Origin of the sequence: Pseudomonas sp. NPDC079086, assembly GCF_044542155.1 — a bacterium.
In the GTDB taxonomy this organism is placed as follows: Bacteria; Pseudomonadota; Gammaproteobacteria; order Pseudomonadales; family Pseudomonadaceae; genus Aquipseudomonas.
In genome coordinates this window covers 655,360-677,435 of record NZ_JBITTY010000001.1, presented here as the reverse complement: position 1 = coordinate 677,435, position 22,076 = coordinate 655,360, and the positions used below count along the sequence as shown (strand labels likewise).

The 22,076-nt window shown below is 58.6% G+C and carries 21 protein-coding genes; 7 read left to right on the top strand and 14 right to left on the bottom strand.

Annotation, left to right across the window (positions count from 1 at the left end):
• Window positions 1-98: 98 nt before the first annotated feature.
• The 5 genes from mnmE to rpmH all read right to left on the bottom strand — a co-directional run bounded on the left by mnmE (window position 99) and on the right by rpmH (window position 4,084).
• Window positions 99-1,466, bottom strand: coding sequence for a tRNA uridine-5-carboxymethylaminomethyl(34) synthesis GTPase MnmE (mnmE, locus tag ACIGEK_RS03290; protein ID WP_397491940.1), 1,368 nt, complete (start codon window positions 1,464-1,466; stop codon window positions 99-101).
• Between the two features lie 75 nt (window positions 1,467-1,541).
• The gene (yidC, locus tag ACIGEK_RS03285; RefSeq protein ID WP_397491939.1) at window positions 1,542-3,293 is read right to left on the bottom strand and encodes a membrane protein insertase YidC; all 1,752 of its coding nucleotides are present in this window, start codon (window positions 3,291-3,293) and stop codon (window positions 1,542-1,544) included.
• A gap of 2 nt (window positions 3,294-3,295) precedes the next feature.
• Window positions 3,296-3,541: a membrane protein insertion efficiency factor YidD gene (gene yidD, locus ACIGEK_RS03280; protein ID WP_275960026.1), complete on the bottom strand. Its 246-nt coding sequence runs from the start codon at window positions 3,539-3,541 to the stop codon at window positions 3,296-3,298.
• Entirely contained in the window at window positions 3,534-3,938 is a 405-nt protein-coding gene (gene rnpA / locus ACIGEK_RS03275) for a ribonuclease P protein component (protein WP_397491938.1), read from the bottom strand. The genes yidD and rnpA overlap by 8 nt, the downstream gene beginning before the upstream one ends.
• Window positions 3,939-3,949: 11 nt before the next feature.
• Window positions 3,950-4,084, bottom strand: coding sequence for a 50S ribosomal protein L34 (rpmH, locus tag ACIGEK_RS03270; RefSeq protein WP_002551315.1), 135 nt, complete (start codon window positions 4,082-4,084; stop codon window positions 3,950-3,952).
• Between the two features lie 522 nt (window positions 4,085-4,606).
• Between rpmH and dnaA the strand changes: the two genes are divergently transcribed.
• The 4 genes from dnaA to gyrB are packed head-to-tail and all read left to right on the top strand — an operon-like array spanning window position 4,607 to window position 10,745.
• Complete coding sequence (dnaA, locus tag ACIGEK_RS03265) at window positions 4,607-6,076, top strand: chromosomal replication initiator protein DnaA (protein WP_397491937.1); 1,470 nt, start codon at window positions 4,607-4,609, stop codon at window positions 6,074-6,076.
• Window positions 6,077-6,108: 32 nt separating this feature from the next.
• Complete coding sequence (dnaN, locus tag ACIGEK_RS03260) at window positions 6,109-7,212, top strand: DNA polymerase III subunit beta (RefSeq protein ID WP_233683079.1); 1,104 nt, start codon at window positions 6,109-6,111, stop codon at window positions 7,210-7,212.
• Between the two features lie 7 nt (window positions 7,213-7,219).
• Window positions 7,220-8,323, top strand: coding sequence for a DNA replication/repair protein RecF (recF, locus tag ACIGEK_RS03255; protein WP_397491936.1), 1,104 nt, complete (start codon window positions 7,220-7,222; stop codon window positions 8,321-8,323).
• Between the two features lie 4 nt (window positions 8,324-8,327).
• Entirely contained in the window at window positions 8,328-10,745 is a 2,418-nt protein-coding gene (gene gyrB / locus ACIGEK_RS03250) for a DNA topoisomerase (ATP-hydrolyzing) subunit B (RefSeq protein ID WP_397491935.1), read from the top strand.
• Between the two features lie 299 nt (window positions 10,746-11,044).
• Here gyrB and ACIGEK_RS03245 read toward each other — a convergent pair whose 3' ends face one another.
• The 4 genes from ACIGEK_RS03245 to glyQ form a co-directional block, all read right to left on the bottom strand.
• Entirely contained in the window at window positions 11,045-11,818 is a 774-nt protein-coding gene (locus ACIGEK_RS03245; protein WP_397491934.1) for a lysophospholipid acyltransferase family protein, read from the bottom strand.
• Between the two features lie 32 nt (window positions 11,819-11,850).
• Window positions 11,851-12,384, bottom strand: coding sequence for a D-glycero-beta-D-manno-heptose 1,7-bisphosphate 7-phosphatase (gene gmhB / locus ACIGEK_RS03240; RefSeq protein WP_397491933.1), 534 nt, complete (start codon window positions 12,382-12,384; stop codon window positions 11,851-11,853).
• A gap of 90 nt (window positions 12,385-12,474) precedes the next feature.
• Entirely contained in the window at window positions 12,475-14,529 is a 2,055-nt protein-coding gene (glyS, locus tag ACIGEK_RS03235) for a glycine--tRNA ligase subunit beta (RefSeq protein ID WP_397491932.1), read from the bottom strand.
• Complete coding sequence (glyQ, locus tag ACIGEK_RS03230) at window positions 14,526-15,473, bottom strand: glycine--tRNA ligase subunit alpha (RefSeq protein ID WP_275960017.1); 948 nt, start codon at window positions 15,471-15,473, stop codon at window positions 14,526-14,528. The genes glyS and glyQ overlap by 4 nt, the downstream gene beginning before the upstream one ends.
• Before the next feature lie 66 nt (window positions 15,474-15,539).
• Here glyQ and ACIGEK_RS03225 point away from each other — a divergent pair, with 66 nt between their 5' ends.
• From ACIGEK_RS03225 to ACIGEK_RS03215, 3 genes are all read left to right on the top strand, one after another.
• On the top strand, window positions 15,540-16,097 hold the full coding sequence (locus ACIGEK_RS03225) for a DNA-3-methyladenine glycosylase I (protein ID WP_397491931.1): 558 nt from the start codon (window positions 15,540-15,542) through the stop codon (window positions 16,095-16,097).
• Between the two features lie 45 nt (window positions 16,098-16,142).
• Complete coding sequence (locus tag ACIGEK_RS03220) at window positions 16,143-17,030, top strand: lysophospholipid acyltransferase (RefSeq protein WP_397491930.1); 888 nt, start codon at window positions 16,143-16,145, stop codon at window positions 17,028-17,030.
• 68 nt (window positions 17,031-17,098) lie between these two features.
• Window positions 17,099-17,371, top strand: coding sequence for a PilZ domain-containing protein (locus tag ACIGEK_RS03215; protein WP_397491929.1), 273 nt, complete (start codon window positions 17,099-17,101; stop codon window positions 17,369-17,371).
• 20 nt (window positions 17,372-17,391) lie between these two features.
• Here the strand turns inward: ACIGEK_RS03215 and ACIGEK_RS03210 are convergent, their stop codons facing one another.
• The 5 genes from ACIGEK_RS03210 to def are packed head-to-tail and all read right to left on the bottom strand — an operon-like array spanning window position 17,392 to window position 21,924.
• The gene (locus ACIGEK_RS03210; RefSeq protein WP_397491928.1) at window positions 17,392-17,709 is read right to left on the bottom strand and encodes a hypothetical protein; all 318 of its coding nucleotides are present in this window, start codon (window positions 17,707-17,709) and stop codon (window positions 17,392-17,394) included.
• A 9-nt stretch (window positions 17,710-17,718) separates the two neighbouring features.
• A complete protein-coding gene (trkA, locus tag ACIGEK_RS03205; protein WP_397491927.1) occupies window positions 17,719-19,092 on the bottom strand; it encodes a Trk system potassium transporter TrkA in 1,374 nt (457 codons plus the stop codon).
• A 12-nt stretch (window positions 19,093-19,104) separates the two neighbouring features.
• Window positions 19,105-20,418 carry a 16S rRNA (cytosine(967)-C(5))-methyltransferase RsmB gene (gene rsmB, locus ACIGEK_RS03200; RefSeq protein WP_397491926.1) on the bottom strand — a complete coding sequence of 438 codons (1,314 nt, stop codon included), beginning with the start codon at window positions 20,416-20,418 and terminating at the stop codon, window positions 19,105-19,107.
• Window positions 20,415-21,359 (bottom strand): methionyl-tRNA formyltransferase, encoded by a 945-nt coding sequence (gene fmt / locus ACIGEK_RS03195; protein WP_397491925.1) that lies wholly within the window; start codon window positions 21,357-21,359, stop codon window positions 20,415-20,417. The genes rsmB and fmt overlap by 4 nt, the downstream gene beginning before the upstream one ends.
• Window positions 21,360-21,417: 58 nt before the next feature.
• Window positions 21,418-21,924 (bottom strand): peptide deformylase, encoded by a 507-nt coding sequence (def, locus tag ACIGEK_RS03190; protein WP_397491924.1) that lies wholly within the window; start codon window positions 21,922-21,924, stop codon window positions 21,418-21,420.
• Window positions 21,925-22,076 lie beyond the last annotated feature (152 nt).

Sequence of the window (22,076 nt, the reverse complement as noted above, 5' to 3'; positions counted from 1 at the left end):
CCATCAAGAAAGCGTCAGCTCATGATGGGTTACGCACGCGGGGGGATTTGTGTTGTTTGCAGGCCAGGGGTAGTGCGTTGCTAACCCCTGGCTACGAATTACTTGCCGATACAGAAGCTGGAGAAGATCCGCCCTAGCAGGTCATCGGAACTGAATGCCCCGGTGATTTCGCCGAGTGCTTGTTGCGCCATGCGCAGGTCTTCTGCCAGCAACTCGCCGGCACCGGCTAGGGTCAGCTGAGCATGACCGTGTTCTAGGTGAGTGGAAGCCTGGCGCAAGGCTTCAAGGTGCCGCCTACGTGCGCTAAAGCTGCTCTCTGAGGTCTGTTCATAACCCATACAGGCCTTGAGGTGTTCCCTCAGCAGGTCCAGGCCTTCAGTGGATTTGGCGGACAGGCTGATAGTGACGTGACCGTCATTGCAGACCTCCAGCACCACCGACTCGCCGGACAGGTCAGCTTTGTTGCGAATCAGAGTGACCTTGGCCGGATCAGGGCGCTGGTCGAGAAATTCCGGCCACAGGGCAAAAGGGTCATCGGCTTCGGGGGCAGTGGCATCCACTACCAGCAGGATACGGTCGGCTTCACCAATAGCTTTCAGCGCGCGCTCAACGCCGATGCGCTCGACCTGATCCTCGGTGTCACGCAGGCCGGCGGTGTCGACTACGTGCAGCGGCATACCATCGATGTGGATATGTTCGCGTAGCACGTCACGGGTGGTACCGGCGATTTCGGTGACGATGGCCGCCTCGCGACCGGCCAGGGCATTGAGCAGGCTGGACTTGCCGGCGTTAGGGCGACCGGCAATCACCACGGTCATGCCATCGCGCAGCAGCGCCCCTTGGCCTGCCTCACGCAGCACACCAGCGAGGTCGGCACGCACGCCATCGAGCAGATTGAGCACATGCCCATCGGCGAGAAAGTCGATTTCCTCCTCCGGGAAGTCGATGGCTGCTTCGACATAGATACGCAGGCTGATCAGCCGCTCGGTCAGGCCGTGCACACGCCGGGAAAACTCGCCCTGCAACGAGCGCAATGCATTGCGCGCGGCCTGCTCAGAGCTGGCCTCGATCAGGTCGGCAATCGCCTCGGCCTGGGCCAGGTCGAGTTTGTCATTGAGAAAGGCGCGCTCGCTGAACTCACCCGGACGCGCCAGACGTGCGCCAAGTTGTACACAGCGGCGCAGCAGCAGATCGAGCACCACCGGCCCGCCGTGGCCCTGTAGTTCCAGTACATCTTCGCCGGTAAACGAGTTGGGCCCGGGAAAGTACAAGGCCAAGCCTTCGTCGAGCACCTGCTTGGCATCTGCAAAGAACGGCCCGTAATGGGCGTAACGCGGTTGCAGCTCGCGTTGGCAGATAGTCTGGGCCAGTTGCCCCGCCAGGGGGCCAGAGACACGGACGATGCCGACGCCACCACGGCCTTGAGCGGTGGCAACGGCGGCTATGGTTTCGCGGGCTACTTGCATGGGCTTCTCCAAACTGGGCATAGCAAAACGCCCCTGAAGAGGGGCGTTTTATTCAAGCGTAGAAGCAACCTGCCTTTAGGCTTCGGCAGCCTTCGTCGCCGCTTCGATCTTGCGGGTAATGTACCACTGCTGAGCGATGGACAAGACGTTGTTGACCACCCAATACAGCACCAGACCCGCAGGGAACCAAAGGAAGAAGAAGGTGAAGATGATTGGCATCATTTTCATGACCTTGGCTTGCATCGGGTCCGGCGGAGTCGGGTTGAGCTGCTGCTGAATAAACATGGTGGCACCCATGATGATCGGCAGGATAAAGAACGGGTCTTTAATCGACAGGTCAGTTATCCACAGCAACCAAGGGGCCTGGCGCATTTCTACGCTTTCCAACAAGGTCCAGTACAGAGCAAGGAACACTGGCATCTGTACCAAGATAGGCAAGCAACCCCCGAGTGGGTTGATCTTCTCTTTCTTGTACAGCTCCATCATGCCCTGGGACATTTTTTGCCGATCGTCACCAAACTGCTCCTTCAGCGCAGCCAGTTTCGGCGCGACGGCACGCATACGTGCCATGGACTTGTAGCTGGCGGCAGACAGCGGGAAGAAGATCAGTTTGATGATCATGGTCAGAACGATGATCGACCAACCCCAGTTACCCAGCAGGCTGTGGATATGTTCCAACAACCAGAAGATAGGCTGAGCCAGGAACCACAGAATGCCGTAATCGACAGTCAGCTCAAGACCAGGAGACAGGGTCTTCAGATGGCCTTGTAGCTTCGGGCCGGCATACAGAATTGCACTGGTTTCACCCTGAGCGCCGGCAGCAACCTGAATGGCCGGGCCGGTAAAGCCGACAATGTAGTTGCCTTGGCTGTCTTTACGGGTCTGTACTTGGTTAGTGCTGTCTTTGCTTGGAATCCAGGCAGTGACGAAGTAATGCTGTAGCCAGGCAACCCAGCCTCCTTGAACGGTTTCTTTGAAGGCTTGTTTGTCGATGTCTTTCATCGACACTTTTTGGTATGACTTTTCAGGCGTCCACAGCGCGCCGCCAAGGTAGGTCGCGGTGCCAGTGGCGGTGGTGGAGGACGGGTCGGAGCTGCCATCACGCTTGAGCTGGGCAAACATGTTGCCGCTCCAGGCTTCAGCGCTCTGGTTGTCGATTAGGTAGCTGACGTCGATCTGGTAGGAGGATGGGTCCACGCAACCGGGTTTCTTCAGCAACTGCTCTTTGGCCGAACATTCAGCGTTCAGGCCGCGCTTGAAGGTGAAGCGCTTGATGTAATTAACGCCGTTTTCGCTGAGTTTGAGGTCAACCTGTAGTTGATCCTGACCGTCGGTCAGCTCATAACTCTTCTGCTCGCTGCTCCACAGGGCACGACCGCTGGATTTGTCTGGCGCGTTGCTGCCGATCAAACCGCTCTGAGCCAGGTAGGTACGCTCGCCACCGTTGTCAAACAACTGGAAAGGCACATCCGGACGATCCTGTCGACGCGGGTACTGCGGCAAGCGCAGTTGCACCACATCACCACCACGTGGGTCGATGGCCAGATCCAGAACGTCGGTCTTCACTCGAATCAGCTCATCGCTGGCAGCAGCAGGTGCGGCACTGATGGCGCTGGGTTCAACAGCAGTGGCGGCGCTCGGAATATCGTCGTTGCCAGCTGGAGTTGAAGTGGTGGCAGCGGTATCCGGCAAGCCGGGTACAGTGCTGCTGGTCGCGGCAATTTCTGTCGGCAGGGCAGTTTGACCGTAGTCCTGGTTCCACTGGAGAACCATCATATAGGACACGATTGCCAGGGCGACGATCAGGATCGAGCGTTGAATATCCATGATTATTCGGCCATCGAAGAGGAACGGGAGGTTTTCGCGCAGGGAACCGGGTCGTAGCCACCGGGATTCCACGGGTGACAGCGGCCAAGCCGACGCAGGGTCAGCCAGCCACCGCGCATGACGCCATGATGTTCAATGGCTTCAAGCGCGTAGCAAGAACAGCTTGGGTAGAAACGACAGTGGCTGGCCATCAAGGGGCTGATGGCGTAGCGGTAGAACTGGATGGGTAACAAAACCAGTTTACGCATGGGGACTGTCGTTCACCCCAGGTGTTGCGATGGCTTCCGGGCTCGGCTTACTGCGCTCGAGGCGCTTCCAGAGTTTGCCAAACTGGCGAGCCAGTTCGACGTTTTCTAAATCACCAAGGCCTTTGCGCGCCACCACCACGATGTCCCATCCCACCAGGTTGTCCTGATTGAGACGGAACGATTCGCGGATCTGGCGTTTCAGGCGATTGCGCTCAACAGAGAGCTTGACGCTCTTCTTGCCGATCACCAATCCCAGACGGGGGTGATCAAGTTCGTTGTTGCGCGCCAGCAGCAGGACATTTTTGCCCGGAGCTTTGCCGCTAGGGGAGTCGAAGACTGCCTTGAATTGTCGGGGGGTTAGCAGACGCTTTTCCCGACTGAAGTCTCGACTCACCACAAGACCGAAATTTAGACGGCGAGACGCTTACGGCCCTTGGCGCGGCGACGCGACAGGACAGCACGGCCGTTCTTGGTGGCCATACGAGCACGGAAACCGTGGGTGCGAGCGCGTTTGATAGTGCTGGGTTGGAAAGTACGTTTCATGGTGCGGTACCTGGGTGGTCGACTACGGGCCGGAATGGCCCCCGTTTTAAGAGACCGGCAATTCTAGAGAAACCCGAGGGTCAGGTCAATTTCCAACCAGGCTTTTCCTGAATAAAGAAATATAAAGAAGAGAATATTTAAAGATGTTTAGTAATGTTAGTAGCTATTAGCTAGTCATCGATCTGTGCATAAGTGCTTGTAGGCCAACAGCTTAGAGCTTTTCAGCCAAGGGTAAGTCTGTCGAAAAGACGTGCTGCAACTGTGTGGAAGCAGTCCACAAGCTGAGGATGGAATGCCATTTTACCCACAGCAGGGTTTTCCACCGGGTTTTACCCTGGGTTATCCCATTAGCTTATGAGCGGTTATCCACAGCCTTTGTCCGTCTTGCGTTATAAGGCCCTAACGTTAATAACACGTTGATTTTACTTGCGCATAAGCAAGCTTACATGTGGATAACTCAAGCATCGGCGGCTACAATGACGGCTGTTTTTTGCCTCGCGCCTTGCGATTTAGGGGATGTCCGTGTCTGTGGAACTTTGGCAGCAGTGCGTCGAGCTTCTGCGCGATGAGCTGCCTGCTCAGCAATTCAACACCTGGATCCGTCCACTGCAGGTCGAAGCCGAAGGCGACGAACTCCGCGTCTATGCGCCGAATCGTTTTGTCCTCGACTGGGTCAATGAAAAGTACCTCAGCCGTTTGCTTGAGCTACTCACCGAACGGACCAACGGTCTGGTACCTGCACTCTCCTTATTAATAGGCAGTAAACGCAGTTCGGCTCCTCGTGCGGCGGTGGTCAGTACGCCGTCAGCTACGCTAAGTACGCCAGCCTCCAATCCAGTTGTGACAGCAAGCGCCAGTCCTGCACAGGCAGAACCCTCGCGTGCGAGCTTCGATCCCATGGCCGGGGCTGCCAGTCAGCAGGCGCCAGCGCGCACTGAGCGGACGGTGCAGGTCGAAGGTGGGCTGAAGCACACCAGTTACCTGAATCGCACTTTTACCTTTGATAACTTTGTTGAAGGTAAATCCAACCAGCTGGCCCGCGCAGCGGCCTGGCAGGTGGCTGACAATCCCAAGCACGGTTACAACCCGCTGTTCCTTTATGGTGGCGTGGGCCTGGGTAAGACTCACTTGATGCATGCGGTGGGTAACCACCTGCTGGCGAAGAACCCGAATGCCAAGGTGGTGTACCTGCATTCCGAGCGTTTCGTCGCGGATATGGTCAAGGCCTTGCAGCTGAATGCGATCAATGAGTTCAAACGCTTCTACCGTTCGGTGGATGCACTGCTGATCGATGACATTCAATTCTTCGCCAAAAAAGAGCGTTCGCAGGAAGAGTTCTTCCACACCTTCAACGCACTGCTCGAAGGTGGCCAGCAGGTGATTCTCACCAGCGACCGTTACCCGAAAGAAATCGAAGGGTTGGAAGAGCGTCTCAAGTCGCGTTTCGGTTGGGGCCTGACGGTAGCCGTTGAGCCGCCTGAATTGGAAACCCGCGTAGCGATTCTGATGAAGAAGGCCGACCAGGCCAAAGTCGACCTTCCGCACGATGCGGCCTTCTTTATTGCCCAGCGCATCCGCTCCAACGTGCGTGAGCTTGAAGGCGCACTGAAGCGCGTTATTGCCCACTCGCACTTCATGGGCCGGGACATTACCATCGAGCTGATTCGCGAATCGCTCAAGGACCTGTTAGCCCTGCAGGACAAACTGGTCAGTATCGACAATATTCAGCGCACGGTCGCCGAGTACTACAAGATCAAGATTTCTGATCTGCTGTCCAAGCGCCGCTCGCGCTCAGTCGCGCGCCCTCGCCAGGTGGCCATGGCTTTGTCGAAAGAGCTGACTAACCACAGCCTGCCGGAAATTGGTGATGCCTTCGGCGGCCGCGATCACACAACGGTATTGCATGCATGCCGTAAGATTGCTGAACTTAAGGAATCCGACGCGGACATCCGCGAGGACTACAAGAATTTGCTGCGTACGCTGACTACCTAAATACGCAACTCCACTAGGCAAGGGACTAGACCATGCATTTCACCATTCAACGCGAAGCCTTGTTGAAACCTCTGCAACTGGTCGCCGGCGTCGTGGAACGCCGTCAGACCTTGCCGGTTCTCTCTAACGTGCTGCTGGTGGTCGAAGGCCAGCAACTGTCGCTGACCGGTACCGACCTGGAAGTCGAGCTGGTCGGTCGCGTCACCCTGGAAGAGCCTGCGCAGCCCGGTGAGATTACCGTGCCGGCACGCAAGCTGATGGACATCTGCAAAAGCCTGCCGTCTGATGCACTGATCGATATCCGTATCGACGAGCAGAAGCTGCTGGTCAAAGCTGGCCGCAGCCGCTTCAGTCTGTCCACCCTGCCCGCCAATGATTTCCCGACTGTTGAAGAAGGCCCAGGTTCGCTGACCTTTAGCCTGGTACAAAGCAGACTGCGCCGTTTGATCGAGCGCACCAGCTTTGCCATGGCCCAGCAGGACGTGCGTTATTACCTCAACGGTATGTTGCTGGAAGTACAGACCGGCATTCTTCGTGCGGTTGCCACCGACGGTCACCGTCTGGCCATGTGTTCGATGGAAGCGGCGATCGAGCAGGTTGAACGTCATCAGGTCATCGTGCCGCGCAAAGGTATTCTCGAACTGGCTCGTCTGCTTACCGAACAGGATGGCAGCGTCAGCATCGTTCTCGGTCAGCACCATATTCGCGCGACCACTGGTGAATTCACCTTCACCTCGAAACTGGTAGACGGCAAATTTCCTGACTATGAGCGTGTGCTGCCGCGTGGTGGCGACAAGCTGGTGGTTGCTGATCGCCAGGGCCTGCGTGAAGCCTTCAGTCGTACCGCGATTCTATCCAACGAGAAGTACCGCGGTATTCGCCTGCAACTGGAATCCGGTCTGCTGAAAATTCAGGCCAACAATCCAGAGCAGGAAGAAGCCGAAGAAGAGATTGCCGTGGACTACAACGGCAGTGCGTTGGAAATCGGTTTCAACGTCAGCTACCTGCTTGATGTGCTGAGCGTTATGACCACTGACCAGGTGCGTCTGATTCTCTCCGATGCCAACAGCAGTGCCCTGGTGCAGGAAGCTGACAACGACGACTCCTCTTATGTCGTTATGCCGATGCGTCTGTAACCGCTGAATGTCCCTTACTCGTTTTACCGTCACCGCGGTGCGTAACCTGCACCCGGTGACCCTCTCCCCTTCCCCGCGTATCAATATCCTTTCCGGCGACAATGGCAGCGGCAAAACCAGCCTGCTTGAAGCCATTCATCTGCTGGGGCTGGCTCGCTCCTTTCGCAGCACTCGCCTGCTTCCGGTCATTCAGTACGATCAGCTCGCCTGCACGATTTTCGGTCAGGTGCAGATGTCGGATGGTCGGCAAAGCAATCTGGGTATTTCGCGGGATCGTCAGGGCGAGTTTCAAATTCGTATCGACGGGCAGAATGCCCGCAGTGCTGCACAGCTGGCAGAGACCTTACCGCTGCAGTTGATCAACCCCGATAGCTTCCGCTTGCTCGAAGGCGCGCCGAAGATTCGTAGGCAGTTCCTCGATTGGGGAGTGTTCCACGTGGAACCTCGCTTTCTGCCGGCTTGGCAGCGCCTGCAGAAGGCCCTGCGTCAGCGGAACTCATGGCTGCGGCATGGTACACTTGACGCCGCTTCACAGGCGGCCTGGGACCGTGAGTTGTGCCTGGCCAGCGACGAAATAGACGGTTATCGGCGTGCCTATATCCAGGCCCTGAAACCGGTTTTCGAGCGCACCCTGAATGAGCTGGTTGAGCTACAAGGTTTGACCCTCAGTTACTACCGTGGTTGGGATAAAGAGCGTGAGCTTAATGCGGTGCTTGCCTCTACCCTCTCACGCGATCAGCAATTGGGCCATACCCAGGCAGGTCCACAACGTGCCGATTTAAGGCTCCGGTTGGGGGCGCACAATGCCGCCGAGATACTTTCGCGCGGTCAGCAAAAATTAGTTGTGTGTGCTTTGCGTATTGCGCAGGGCCATTTAGTAAATCAGGCCAAGCATGGCCAATGCATCTATCTGGTGGATGACTTGCCGTCAGAACTGGATGAACAGCACCGCCGTGCGTTGTGCCGATTGTTGGAAGACTTGCACTGCCAGGTGTTTATCACCTGTGTAGACCATGAATTGTTGAGGGAAGGCTGGCGCACGGATACGCCAGTTGCCATGTTCCACGTGGAACATGGTGGCATTACCCAGACCCACGACCACCGGGAGTGAAGGCATGAGCGAAAACCAAACGTACGACTCCAATAACATTAAGGTCCTCAAGGGCCTGGATGCCGTACGCAAGCGGCCTGGTATGTACATCGGCGATACCGACGATGGCAGCGGTCTGCACCACATGGTGTTCGAGGTGGTCGACAACTCGATTGACGAGGCGTTGGCTGGGCATTGCAGCGAAATTACCATCACCATCCACCCGGATGAGTCGATCAGCGTGCGCGATAACGGCCGTGGTATCCCGGTCGATATGCACAAGGAAGAAGGCGTTTCGGCTGCTGAAGTGATCATGACCGTGCTGCACGCAGGCGGTAAGTTCGACGACAACAGCTACAAGGTTTCTGGTGGTCTGCACGGCGTGGGTGTGTCCGTGGTTAACGCCCTTTCCAAGGAACTGATTCTGACCATCCGCCGCAGCGGCAAGATCTGGGAACAGACCTACGTGCATGGCGTGCCTCAGGCACCGATCGCGGCAGTTGGCGACAGTGATGTCACCGGTACGCAGATCCACTTCAAACCGTCCGAAGATACCTTCGCCAATATCCATTTCAGCTGGGACATCTTGGCCAAGCGTCTGCGCGAATTATCGTTCCTCAACTCTGGCGTGGGCATCATGCTCAAGGATGAGCGCAGCGGTAAGGAAGAGCTGTTCAAGTACGAAGGCGGCCTGCGTGCTTTCGTTGAATACCTCAACCACAACAAGACCGCAGTCAATCAGGTGTTCCACTTCACCATTCAACGTGAAGATGGCATCGGCGTTGAAGTTGCTCTGCAGTGGAACGACAGCTTCAATGAGAACTTGTTGTGCTTTACCAACAACATTCCTCAGCGCGACGGTGGTACCCACCTTGCCGGTTTCCGCTCGGCGCTGACGCGTAACCTGAATGCCTATATCGAGCAGGAAGGTCTGGCCAAGAAGCACAAAATTGCCACCACCGGCGATGATGCCCGTGAAGGCCTAACGGCGATTATTTCAGTAAAAGTACCGGACCCTAAGTTCAGCTCGCAGACCAAAGACAAGCTGGTTTCCAGTGAAGTCAAAACTGCAGTCGAGCAAGAAATGGGCAAATACTTCTCTGACTTCCTGTTGGAAAACCCCAACGAAGCCAAGCTCGTGGTTGGCAAAATGATCGATGCTGCGCGTGCTCGTGAAGCGGCGCGTAAAGCCCGTGAAATGACTCGTCGTAAAGGCGCGCTGGATATCGCCGGTCTGCCGGGCAAACTGGCTGACTGTCAGGAGAAAGACCCTGCCCTTTCCGAACTCTATATTGTGGAAGGGGACTCCGCGGGCGGTTCTGCTAAACAGGGCCGTAACCGCAAGACCCAAGCGATCCTGCCGCTTAAGGGTAAGATTCTCAACGTTGAGAAAGCCCGCTTCGACAAGATGATTTCCTCTCAGGAAGTCGGCACCCTGATCACCGCCCTAGGCTGTGGTATCGGCCGCGATGAGTACAACATCGACAAGCTGCGTTACCACAACATCATCATCATGACCGACGCCGACGTCGACGGTTCGCACATCCGTACCCTGCTGCTAACCTTCTTCTTCCGTCAGTTGCCGGAGCTGGTTGAGCGAGGCTATATCTATATCGCCCAACCGCCGCTGTACAAGGTCAAGAAGGGCAAGCAGGAGCAGTACATCAAGGACGACGAGGCCATGGATGAATACATGACCCAGTCGGCCCTGGAAGATGCCAGCCTGCACGTTAACGAAAGCGCGCCAGGACTGTCTGGTGAGTCGCTGGAGCGTCTGGTCAACGATTACCGCCTGGTGATGAAGACCCTCAACCGTTTGTCGCGTCTGTACCCGCTGGAGCTCACCGAACACTTCGTCTACATCCCGCGCGTTGAAGCCGAGCAACTGGCCGATAAAGATGCCATGCAGCAATGGTTGGGCCTGCTCGATGCGCGCCTCAAGGGGATGGAGAAGTCCGGCCTGGTGTACAAAACCAGCCTGCACGAAGACCAGGAGCGTCACATCTGGTTGCCGCAGGTTGAACTGGTATCCCATGGGGTTTCCAGCTACATCATCTTCAACCGCGACTTCTTCGCCAGTAACGACTACAAGACTGTTACCACCTTGGGCGATCAGCTCAACAGCCTGCTTGAAGAAGGTGCCTTTGTGCAGCGTGGTGAGCGCAAGAAGGCGGTAACAACCTTCAAGGACGCCTTGGCCTGGCTGATGGCAGAAAGTACCAAACGCCATAGCATCCAGCGCTATAAAGGTCTGGGCGAGATGAACCCGGATCAACTGTGGGAAACCACCATGGACCCAGAAGTACGCCGCATGCTCAAGGTGCGTATTGAAGACGCGATTGCTGCCGATCAGATCTTCAACACCCTGATGGGTGACGCCGTAGAACCGCGTAGGGACTTCATTGAGACCAACGCCCTGGCTGTGTCCAACCTGGACTTCTAAACCGCCAGGAGGAGGTTAGAACGCGTTCTGGCCTCTACATAAAAAGCCCCTACTGATTAACCTTCAGCAGGGGCTTTTTTGTTCCACGTGGAACATCGCAGGCGTGTGGATGCCTATTGCAGGCATGCAGATTTGATCGATAAAAAAGCCGGCATTAAGCCGGCTGGAGATTGCGCTGGAAAAACTTATGCACGAAATGCGGTAAGCCAGACCCTCATGAAAATTACTTATGAATCATTATCTTGAAAGGCTTAATGGCACTCTGCCGGTATTTCGCGCACAGGTTATCCACAATTGCTTTAGGCCGGCTCCTGGGATTCCAGCGGTTGGCTCAGGGCATCCAGTGAGCCGATATCGCGTTGTGCTTGGCTGACCCAGGCAAAGGCGCGATCGTTCAGTTCGGCGATGGCGCGCGGGCCTGTGCCTTCGGCATACATCGGTGGGCCGATAATCACTTGGACGGTGCCAGGTGTTTTGCGCCAGCCCTGCTTGGGCCAGAACTCACCAGCGTTGTGGGCAATCGGCAGTACCGGCAGGTTGGCATTCACCGCGAGGGATGCCCCGCCACGGCTGAATTTTCCGATCTGGCCTGGTGGAATACGTGTGCCTTCCGGAAAAACCAGCACCCAGGCGCCCTGCCTCAGGCGTTTGTGGCCGAGTTTGGCCAGTTGCTTGAGGGCCGCCTTGGGGTTGCTGCGGTCAATCGCGATGGGCTTGAGCATGGCCATCGCCCAGCCGAAGAACGGCACATACAGCAGCTCGCGTTTGACCACCTGGCTCAGAGGTTCGAAGTAGCCGCAGAGGAAGAAGGTTTCCCAGGTGCTCTGGTGTTTGGCGAGAATCACGCAGGGCTTATTGGGGATGTTCTCCAGGCCCTTGATCTCGTAGTTGATGCCTACCACCACTTTGGCCAGCCAGGTGGCGCAGCGGCACCAATTCTGTACGACAAAGCGATAGCGTGCACGGAATGGCAGAAAGGGCGCGACGAAGACGCTGAGGGTGCACCAGAAGAACGAGCTGGAAGCCAGCAGCAGGTAGAAGAGGAAGGTTCTGAGGGTCTGCACTGTCGACATGGGAGCTCTTACCGTCGCAGGCAGCGCCTGCTTTATAAGTGGAGAAGCTGAGCGGCAACCGCCGCCAGATCATCGAATACCAGGGTGCCCGCTGGCAATCCTTTCGCCAGGGTGCGTTCACCCTTGCCGGTCTTTACTAAAACTGGCTGACAGTCGACGGCGCCGGCCGCTGTCAGGTCACTGCTGCTGTCACCGACAAACCAGACACCCTTGAGTGCTACGCCATAGTACGCAGCAATTTGCTCGAGCATGCCGGGTTTCGGTTTGCGGCAGGCGCAGCCTTCATCAGGGCCATGGATGCAGTGCACGATCAGGCCTAGCTCACCGCCATGAGCCGCCACCAAATCACGCAGGCGCGCGTGCATGGCTTCCAGCGTGGCCAGGTCGTAATAGCCGCGGGCGACCCCGGACTGATTGGTTGCCACTGCGACGGTCCAGCCTGCCTGCGACAGGCGCGCGATGGCTTCGATGGCACCGGGTAGCGGCACCCATTCGGCGAGGTTTTTGATATAGGCGTCGGAGTCGTAATTGATCACGCCGTCGCGGTCGAGAATCAGCAGTTTCATGCGGTAATCCGTAACCGGCTGACGGTGATGGCCGTCAGTCGGTAAAGGTGAAGATGGGCTGCGCGTAGCCCATCGGACTCGCGGCAGGCGTTAGCCGAGTACCGAGATATCAGCTACGCCGAGGAACAGGCCACGCAGCTTGGCCAGCAGCGCATAGCGGTTGGCGCGCACGGCAGGGTCTTCAGCGTTGACCAGTACGGCTTCGAAGAAGGCATCCACCGGCTCACGCAGGTTAGCCAACTGGCTCAGCGCCAGGTTGTACTGACGCGCCTCAGCCAGCGGCCGTACTGCATGCTCGGCCTGCTGGATGGCGGCGTTCAGGGCGAACTCGCTGGGATTGTCGAAGTGATGCGCTTCGACGCTCGCTGCGACCTGACCTTCGGCCTTGCTTAGCAGATTGGACACGCGCTTGTTCGCAGCAGCCAGAGCGGCGGCCTGTGGCAATGCACGGAACGCCTGCACGGCCTGCACGCGCTGATCGAAGTCCAGCGGAGAAGTCGGGCTGACCGCACGCACGGCCTGGTACACCGCCACTTCGACACCTTCGTCCTCGTAACGAGCGCGCAGGCGGTCGAAGATAAAGTCCTGCACCTGTGGAGCCAGACCATCGGCCTTGATCTTGTCGGCGAACTGGCCAATGGCGAAGCTGACGGCTTCAACCAGGTCCAGATCCAGCTGCTTCTCGATCAGAATGCGCAACACGCCGAGGGCGGCACGGCGAAGGGCGTAGGGGTCCTTGCTGCCGGTGGGGAGCATGCCGATGCCGAAGATGCCGACCAGGGTATCCAGCTTGTCGGCCAGGGCCACGGCGGCACCGGTGAGGGTGCTTGGCAGCTCGGCGCCGGCACCGCGCGGCATGTACTGCTCATTCAGCGCTAGGGCGACGTCTTCGGCTTCGCCATCGTGTTTGGCGTAGTAGTAACCGGCGATGCCCTGCATTTCCGGGAATTCGCCGACCATCTCACTGGCCAGGTCGCACTTGCACAGCAGGCCGGCACGTTCCGCGCGGGTAGCGTCGCCGCCTATGCGCTGAGCAATAAAGCCAGCTAGAGCAGACACGCGCTGCGCTTTGTCATAGACCGAACCGAGCTGAGCCTGGAACACTACGTTGGCCAGGCGCTGGTTGAAGCTTTCCAGCTTCTGCTTTTTGTCCTGCTTGAAGAAGAACTCTGCGTCGGTCAGGCGTGGACGTACCACTTTCTCGTTGCCGGAAATGATCTGTGCCGGGTCCTTGGATTCGACGTTGGCTACAGTGATAAAGCGCGGCAACAGCTTGCCATTGGCATCCAGCAGGCAGAAGTATTTCTGATTGTCCTGCATGGTGATGATCAATGCTTCCTGCGGCACGTCGAGGAAGCGTTCCTCGAAGGAGCACACCAGCGGCACCGGCCACTCGACCAGCGCACTGACTTCATCGAGCAGCACCGGCGGCACAATGGCGGTGCCCTGTTGCTCGGCCGCCAGCTGGTCGACGCGCGCGGCGATTTGCGCGCGGCGCTCATTGAAGTCGGCGATCACATAGGCGCTGCGCAAGTCTTCGGCATAATTGGCCGGCGCGCTGATGCGCACCTCGTGATTGGCGTGGAAGCGATGGCCGCGGGACACTCGACCAGCTTGCTGGGCGAGGATTTCGCAGTCGATCACGTCATCGCCAAACAACATCACTAGCCACTGAGTTGGGCGCACGAATTCGGTTTTACGTGCTCCCCAGCGCATGCGCTTGGGAATCGGCAGCTCGTTCAGCGAGGTTTCCACGATGCCCGGCAGCAGACCGGCAGCCGCTTGGCCCGGAATGCTCTGGCTAAATTTCAGCTTGGGGCCGCTCTGGTCGATCTGGCTCAGTTCAACGCCACACTTCTTGGCGAAGCCCAGCGCCGCTTGAGTCGGGTTGCCGTCCTTATCGAATGCCGCCTGCACGGGCGGGCCGTCAAGGTTCTGGGTGCGATCGGCTTGCTGTTCTTCAAGCTGCTCGATCAACACGGCCAGGCGCCGCGGTGCGGCGTAATAGCGGCTGGCACTGTAAGACAGGCCAGCGGCTTTCAGACCTTTTTCGATGCCGGCGAGGAAGGCCTCAACGAGCGTTTTCAGGGCTTTAGGTGGCAGCTCTTCGGTGCCCAGTTCTACCAGGAAATCACGCGCACTCATTCTGCTGCCTCCAGCTTGGCCAATACTTCATCACGCAGGTCGGGGGCGGCGAGCGGGAAGCCGAGTTTACGTCGCGCTTGCAGGTAGCTCTGCGCCACCGAACGGGCCAGGGCGCGCACACGCAGAATGTATTGCTGACGCGCAGTCACCGAGATGGCCCGGCGTGCATCCAGCAGGTTGAAGGTGTGCGAGGCCTTGAGCACCATCTCGTAGGTTGGCAGCGGCAGCTCCAACTCGATCAGGCGATTAGCTTCCGACTCATAGAAATCGAACAGTTCGAACAGCTTCTCGACGTTGGCGTGCTCGAAGTTGTAAGTCGACTGCTCCACCTCGTTCTGATGGAACACGTCGCCATAAGTAACCTTGCCGAACTGGCCGTCGGTCCACACCAGGTCGTACACCGAATCGACACCCTGGATGTACATGGCCAGACGTTCCAGGCCGTAGGTGATCTCGCCGGTCACCGGGTAGCACTCAATGCCGCCGACTTGCTGGAAGTAGGTGAACTGAGTGACTTCCATGCCGTTCAGCCAGATTTCCCAGCCCAGACCCCAGGCGCCGAGGGTCGGCGATTCCCAGTTGTCTTCGACGAAGCGGATATCGTGGACCAGTGGATCAATGCCGATGGCTTTCAGCGAGCCGAGGTACAGCTCCTGGAAGTTTTCCGGGTTCGGCTTGAGAACCACCTGGAACTGGTAGTAGTGCTGCAGGCGGTTGGGGTTCTCGCCATAACGGCCGTCAGCCGGACGACGGGAAGGCTGTACGTAGGCGGCGTTCCAGGTCTCTGGACCAATGGCCCGGAGAAACGTGGCAGTGTGGAAGGTGCCCGCACCAACTTCCATATCGTAGGGCTGCAACACCACACAGCCCTGCTCGGCCCAGTACTGTTGCAGGGCGAGGATCAAGTCTTGGAAGGTGCGCACGGCAGGCGTAGTCTGGCTCACAAATTTCACCCGTACTTTGGCGGCTTCAGAAAGTCCGCGAGTATACCGAAGCTCAGGAAAACCCGCATGCCACGCTGTTTCTGGTGCACTGACGATCCGCTTTATCAGGCCTACCACGATAAGGAATGGGGCGTGCCGCAACGCGACCCCAAGGTGCTGTTCGAGTTGCTGCTGCTTGAGGCTTTTCAGGCCGGCTTGTCGTGGATCACCGTGCTGAAGAAGCGCGAGCGTTACCGCGAGGTGTTGTTCGGCTTTGATGTGCAGCGATTGGCGGTGCTCACAGACGAATACATCGAAGACACCCTGATGCAGGACCCCGGCATCATCCGCAACCGCCTCAAGCTCAAGGCTGTGCGCAAGAACGCTCAGGCCTGGCTAAAGCTAGAAGATCCAGTGACGCTGCTCTGGTCGTTTGTTGGCGGCGCGCCAAAGATCAATCACTTCAGCGAGCGGAGCCAGGTGCCGGCAGTAACCGCTGAAGCCGAGGCGATGAGCAAGGCGCTGAAAAAAGCCGGCTTCACCTTTGTCGGCCCGACCATCTGTTATGCCTATATGCAGGCCGCCGGCATGGTCATGGACCACACCAGCGACTGTGACCGTTACGCGCAACTGACCACTCACTAGCTCGGGTGGTTACAATAAGCGCCTTTTGATCGGCTGGAGTTGCCTGTGGAAAAGCTCAAAGGTGCCCTGGCGGTGGGCTTTCTGCGTTTGTTTGCCTTGTTGCCGTGGCGCGCCGTGCAGGCCTTGGGCGCTGCGATTGGCTGGTTAATGTGGAAGCTGCCGAACAGCTCGCGTGAAGTTGCCAGCATCAACCTGCGCAAGTGCTTTCCTGAACTGGACGAAACCGAGCATCAGCGTCTATTGCGCGATTCATTGATGGATATCGGTAAAACCCTGACCGAAAGCGCCTGTGCCTGGATCTGGCCGGCGCAGAAATCCATTGGCCTGGTGCGTGAAGTCGAAGGTCTGGAAGTCCTGCAGCAGGCATTGGCCAGTGGTAAGGGCGTGGTCGGCATCACCAGCCACCTGGGCAACTGGGAAGTGCTCAATCACTTCTATTGCGCGCAGTGCAAACCGATCGTCTTCTTCCGTCCGCCCAAGCTCAAGGCGGTGGATGATCTGCTGCGCAGGCAGCGTGCGCAATTGGGTAACCGTGTTGCGCCGTCGACCAAGGAAGGCATCCTCAGTGTGATCAAGGAAGTGCGCAAAGGCGGTGTGGTGGGTATTCCGGCCGATCCTGAGCCGAGCATGACGTCCGGTGTCTTTGTGCCTTTTCTGGCCACCGAAGCGCTGACCAGCAAGTTCGTTGCCGGTATGTTGAGCGGTGGAAAGGCCTGCGGTGTATTTCTGCATGCCTTGCGCCTGGCGGACGGCTCTGGGTTCAAGGTCATCTTTGAGGCTGCGCCGGATGAGATGTACAGCACCGATACGGCAACTGCCGTTGCGGCGATGAGTTCGGTTATCGAGCGCTATGTACGCGCCTACCCGAGCCAGTACATGTGGAGCATGAAGCGCTTCAAGAAGCGTCCTGCCGGCGAGGCCAAGTGGTATTGAATGGGTCTGAGTTGCAGGCGGTGCCTGCTCTCGACTAGGCTGGAGAAACTCAATCTGACGGACGGCGCATGAGCAGTAATCGAAAGAATGTCCGCACCCCCCTAAAGGTACGCCTACGTATCGATCATCCGGTGCACGGCGAGCTGTTGGTTACCACTCGGGATATCTCTGAATGCGGCGTCTATGTGCTGATGGACCAGGCCCAGAATATGCTCAGCATGGGTGAGCAGGTGCAGGGTCAGGTGCAGGGTTTGCCGATGGAGGCGCCGATTCTCAAGCTCGAAGTGGTACGCGTTGAAGCCCTGGGTGTCGGCCTGCGCTTTGTAAAAACCGAGGAATAACCCAGGCGATTTTTCCTGAGCTACTGAGCCTGCTTCTCCAGGCGCTTGAGAAACACGCTGATTTCCTTGCCAGCCTGCTTGTCGCCCTTCTCTTCTGTTACCCGCAAGCCCTGCGTCCAGGCTGCGCGTGCCCCGTCGTGCAGTCCCTGTTTGTTCAGCGCCTGGCCGAGCAGCTTCCAGGCTGCTGAATACTGCGCATCGAACTCAACGCAACGCTGCAAATGCTCCGCCGCCAGAGCGAACTCGGCGGCATCCAGATAGCCCTTACCCAGGCCGAAGCGCAGCAGGGCGTTGTCCATACCCTTGGCCAGCATCTTTTCCAGGGCTTCAGTGCTCATGTGCGATTCCTAGAAGAAGGTCAGGCCGACTTGGAACAAGCGCTCGGCATCGCGGATGTATTTCTTGTCGACCAGAAACAGGATTACATGGTCGCCCGTCTCGATCACCGTGTTGTCATGGGCGATCAGCACTTCTTCGTTGCGGATGATCGCGCCGATGGTGGTGCCCGGCGGCAGGGCGATATCGGCAATAGCGCGGCCGACCACCTTGCTCGACTTGGAGTCGCCATGGGCAATCGCTTCGATGGCTTCGGCAGCGCCACGGCGCAAGCTGTGCACGCTTTCAATATCGCCCCGCCGTACGTGGGTCAGCAGGGTACCGATGGTGGCCATCTGCGGGCTGATGGCGATGTCGATTTCGCCGCCCTGGACCAAATCAACGTAGGCCGGGTTATTGATGATGGTCATTACCTTGCGCGCGCCGAGGCGCTTGGCCAGCAATGACGACATGATATTGGCCTCGTCGTCGTTGGTCAGCGCGAGGAAGATATCGGCGTCGCTGATGTTTTCTTCCACCAGCAGATCCCGGTCCGAGGCGCTGCCTTGCAGCACGATGGTGCTGTCGAGGGTTTCCGAGAGATAGCGGCAACGGGCCGGGTTCATCTCGATGATTTTCACCTGGTAGCGGCTTTCGATGGCTTCAGCCAGACGCTCACCGATATGCCCGCCGCCGGCGATAACCACCTTCTTGTAGCTGTCTTCCATGCGGCGCATTTCGCTCATCACTGCGCGGATATGCGCCTTGGCGGCGATAAAGAACACTTCGTCATCGGCTTCGATCACGGTGTCGCCTTGCGGCATGATCGCCCGGTTGCGGCGGAAGATCGCCGCAACCCGGGTGTCGACATTCGGCATGTGCTCGCGCAGCTGACGCAGCTGCTGACCAACCAGCGGGCCGCCGTAGTAGGCCTTGACCGCCACCAGCTGGGCCTTGCCATCGGCGAAGTCGATCACCTGCAAGGCGCCGGGGTATTCGATCAGGCGCTTGATGTAGTTGGTCACCACCTGCTCGGGGCTGATCAGCACGTCGACCGGGATTGACTCGTTGCTGAACAGGCCGCTGCGGGTCAGGTAGGCCGCTTCACGCACCCGGGCAATCTTGGTTGGGGTGTGGAACAGGCTGTAGGCGACCTGGCAGGCGATCATGTTGATTTCATCACTGTTGGTCACCGCCACCAGCATGTCGGCATCGTCCGCACCGGCCTGGCGCAGTACCGTGGGGAAGGAGCCACGGCCCTGTACGGTGCGGATATCCAGGCGGTCGCCCAGATCACGCAGGCGTTCGCCGTCGGTGTCGACCACGGTGATGTCGTTGGCTTCGCTAGCCAGGTGTTCGGCTAGGGTGCCGCCAACCTGGCCTGCACCGAGAATGATGATCTTCATGCAGTCTGTTCCTCAGCCGCGTGGGGCGGCAGCGATTTTCATCAGCTTGGCATAGTAGAAGCCGTCGTGACCGTGGACTTGCGGGAATAGCTGGCGACCGTGAGCGGTTTTATGGCCGAACGCACCGGCAATATCCAGTTCGCGGGCGCCCGGAGTGCGCGCCAGGAAGGCGGCGATATTCTCGCTGTTCTCCGCTGGCATCACCGAGCAGGTGGCGTAGAGCAGGATGCCGCCGACTTCCAGGGTCTGCCACAGGCTATCCAACAGTTCGCCCTGCAGCTTTGCCAGTGCGGGGATGTCATCGGCGGTGCGGGTCAGTTTGATGTCCGGGTGACGGCGAATCACCCCGGTGGCCGAGCAGGGGGCGTCGAGCAGAATGCGCTGGAACGGCTTGCCGTCCCACCAGGCGGCCAGATCACGGCCATCGGCGGCGATTAATTCGGCGTGCAGGCCCAGGCGTTTGAGGTTTTCACGCACGCGTACCAGGCGCTTTTCTTCCAGATCCACCGCGACTACGCCGGCCAGATCGGGTTGCGCTTCCAGCAGGTGGCAGGTCTTGCCGCCCGGCGCGGCGCAGGCGTCCAGCACGCGTTGGCCGGGCGCGAGATCAAGCAGTTCGGCGGCCAGTTGCGCGGCTTCGTCCTGCACACTGACGCGGCCTTCGGCAAAACCCGGCAGGGTGGTGACATCACAGGCCTGCAGCAGGCGGATGCCGTCGCAGCTGAAGACGCAGGGCTCGGCTTCAAAGCCGACCCGGCGTAGCTCGGCCAGATAGTCGTCCCGTGTGCTGAGTCGGCGATTGACCCGCAGAATCAGCGGCGGGTGGGCGTTATTGGCCGCGCAGATGGCTTCCCACTGTTCCGGCCACTGGGCTTTCAGGGCTTTCTGCAGCCAGCGTGGGTGGGCGGTATGCAGCACCGGGTCGCGCTCCAGGCTGGCGATAATGCTCTCTCCGTCGCGCTGGGCATTGCGCAGCACGGCATTTAGCAGGCCTTTGAGCGACGGCTTCTTCAGCTTATCGACGCAGGCCACTGTTTCACCGATGGCGGCATGCGCCGGGATACGGGTGTAAAACAGCTGGTACAGACCGATCAGCAGCAGCGCCTCAACATCACGGTCGGCGGCCTTAAAGGGTTTTTGCAGCAGCTTGTCGGCAATCAGCGCCAGGCGCGGTTGCCAGCGGGCTGTACCGAAGGCGAGGTCCTGAGCCAGGCCACGGTCGCGCTGTTCGACCTTATCCAGCAGCGGTGGCAGGCTACTGCCCAGCGAGGCTTTACCATTGAGGACGACGGCCAGGGCGCGAGCAGCAGCGAGACGCGGGTTCATTGGCCGAGCACCAGGCCCACGGCGAATTGCCCTCGGCGACTGTTGTACAGGTCACTGAAGTTCAGCGCCTTGCCGCCGGGCAATTGCAGGCGGGTCAGACGCAATGCGCCTTCGCCGCAGGCCACGGTTAGGCCGGTTTTGTCGGCCGCCAGGATTGTGCCTGGGGCACCACTGCCCTCGCCCAGCTCTGTTGCGTGCATCTTGATAGCTTCGCCATTTAGCGTGCTGTGGCAGATCGGCCAGGGGTTGAAGGCCCGCACCAGGCGCTCTAGCTCAATGGCCGGACGACCCCAGTCGAGGCGTGCCTCATCCTTGTTCAGCTTGTGTGCGTAGGTGGCCAGGCTGTCGTCTTGTACCTCACCAACCAGATTGCTGGCGGCCAGGCCGCTAATGGCTGCAATGACTGCCTGTGGGCCGAGTGTGGCGAGGCGGTCGTGCAGGCTGCCACCGGTATCTCCGACAGCAATCGGCGTGCTGACCTTGAGCAGCATCGGCCCGGTATCCAGGCCGGCTTCCATTTGCATCACGGTGACGCCGGACTCGGCATCGCCGGCTTCGACCGCGCGCTGAATCGGCGCGGCACCGCGCCAGCGCGGGAGTAACGAGGCATGGCTATTGATGCAGCCCAGACGCGGGATATCCAGCACCACCTGCGGCAGGATCAGGCCGTAAGCCACCACCACCATCAGGTCGGGCTTGAGCGCTGCCAGTTCGGCCTGGGCGGCGGGATCACGTAGTGTCTGCGGCTGGTACACGGGGATATCGTGCTGCAGGGCAAGCTGCTTGACCGGGCTGGGTGTGAGTTTCTGGCCACGACCGGCCGGGCGATCCGGCTGGCTGTATACGGCAATGATCTGGTGCGGCGTGTCGAGCAAGGCCTTGAGGTGTTCGGCGGCGAATTCCGGGGTGCCGGCAAAGACAATACGCAAAGACTCAGACATGGGTTCTCACTGCTAGAAAGAAAAAGGCTTGCCGTAGCAAGCCTTTGGAAGGTGTGGCTCAAGCTTGCTGGCGATGTTGCTTTTCCAGCTTCTTCTTGATGCGGTCGCGTTTGAGATTAGACAGGTAATCGACAAACAGCTTGCCGTTAAGGTGGTCGCATTCGTGCTGAATGCACACGGCCAGCAGGCCTTCGGCGATCAGCTCATAGGGCTGGCCATCGCGGTCCAGCGCCTTGATCTTGACCTTTTGCGGGCGATCGACGTTCTCGTAGAAGCCCGGTACTGACAGGCAACCTTCCTGATATTGGTCCACTTCTTCAGTCAGCGGTTCGAACTCGGGATTAATAAACACCCGTGGCTCGGACTTGTCCTCGGACAGATCCATCACTACCAGACGCTTATGCACGTTGACCTGCGTCGCCGCCAGACCGATGCCCGGTGCGTCGTACATGGTTTCAAACATGTCATCGATCAGCTGACGCAAGGCGTCATCAACCACGTCCACCGGCTTAGCAATGGTGCGCAGGCGCGGATCGGGAAATTCGAGGATATTCAGGATTGCCATATGCGTTTGTGATGCACTTGTGGAATAAAGTCAAAATCCGCTGCTAAGATGATGAGCAGCATTGAAAAACGGCTTCACGCCGCAGCACGACTGGGTTTTGTCGCGGCGCTAGGGCGCTCCACGTGAAGACACATAATAAAGGGATTCACCGC

Excerpts from the sequence above, each read along its gene's own strand:
- mnmE (WP_397491940.1), bottom strand. The coding sequence starts at position 1,466 with ATGCAAGTAGCCCGCGAAACCATAGCCGCCGTTGCCACCGCTCAAGGC.
- yidC (WP_397491939.1), bottom strand. The coding sequence starts at position 3,293 with ATGGATATTCAACGCTCGATCCTGATCGTCGCCCTGGCAATCGTGTCC.
- yidD (WP_275960026.1), bottom strand. The coding sequence starts at position 3,541 with ATGCGTAAACTGGTTTTGTTACCCATCCAGTTCTACCGCTACGCCATC.
- rpmH (WP_002551315.1), bottom strand. The coding sequence starts at position 4,084 with ATGAAACGTACTTTCCAACCCAGCACTATCAAACGCGCTCGCACCCAC.
- dnaN (WP_233683079.1), top strand. The coding sequence starts at position 6,109 with ATGCATTTCACCATTCAACGCGAAGCCTTGTTGAAACCTCTGCAACTG.
- recF (WP_397491936.1), top strand. The coding sequence starts at position 7,220 with ATGTCCCTTACTCGTTTTACCGTCACCGCGGTGCGTAACCTGCACCCG.
- gyrB (WP_397491935.1), top strand. The coding sequence starts at position 8,328 with ATGAGCGAAAACCAAACGTACGACTCCAATAACATTAAGGTCCTCAAG.
- ACIGEK_RS03245 (WP_397491934.1), bottom strand. The coding sequence starts at position 11,818 with ATGTCGACAGTGCAGACCCTCAGAACCTTCCTCTTCTACCTGCTGCTG.
- gmhB (WP_397491933.1), bottom strand. The coding sequence starts at position 12,384 with ATGAAACTGCTGATTCTCGACCGCGACGGCGTGATCAATTACGACTCC.
- glyS (WP_397491932.1), bottom strand. The coding sequence starts at position 14,529 with ATGAGTGCGCGTGATTTCCTGGTAGAACTGGGCACCGAAGAGCTGCCA.
- ACIGEK_RS03225 (WP_397491931.1), top strand. The coding sequence starts at position 15,540 with ATGCCACGCTGTTTCTGGTGCACTGACGATCCGCTTTATCAGGCCTAC.
- ACIGEK_RS03215 (WP_397491929.1), top strand. The coding sequence starts at position 17,099 with ATGAGCAGTAATCGAAAGAATGTCCGCACCCCCCTAAAGGTACGCCTA.
- ACIGEK_RS03210 (WP_397491928.1), bottom strand. The coding sequence starts at position 17,709 with ATGAGCACTGAAGCCCTGGAAAAGATGCTGGCCAAGGGTATGGACAAC.
- trkA (WP_397491927.1), bottom strand. The coding sequence starts at position 19,092 with ATGAAGATCATCATTCTCGGTGCAGGCCAGGTTGGCGGCACCCTAGCC.
- rsmB (WP_397491926.1), bottom strand. The coding sequence starts at position 20,418 with ATGAACCCGCGTCTCGCTGCTGCTCGCGCCCTGGCCGTCGTCCTCAAT.
- fmt (WP_397491925.1), bottom strand. The coding sequence starts at position 21,359 with ATGTCTGAGTCTTTGCGTATTGTCTTTGCCGGCACCCCGGAATTCGCC.
- def (WP_397491924.1), bottom strand. The coding sequence starts at position 21,924 with ATGGCAATCCTGAATATCCTCGAATTTCCCGATCCGCGCCTGCGCACC.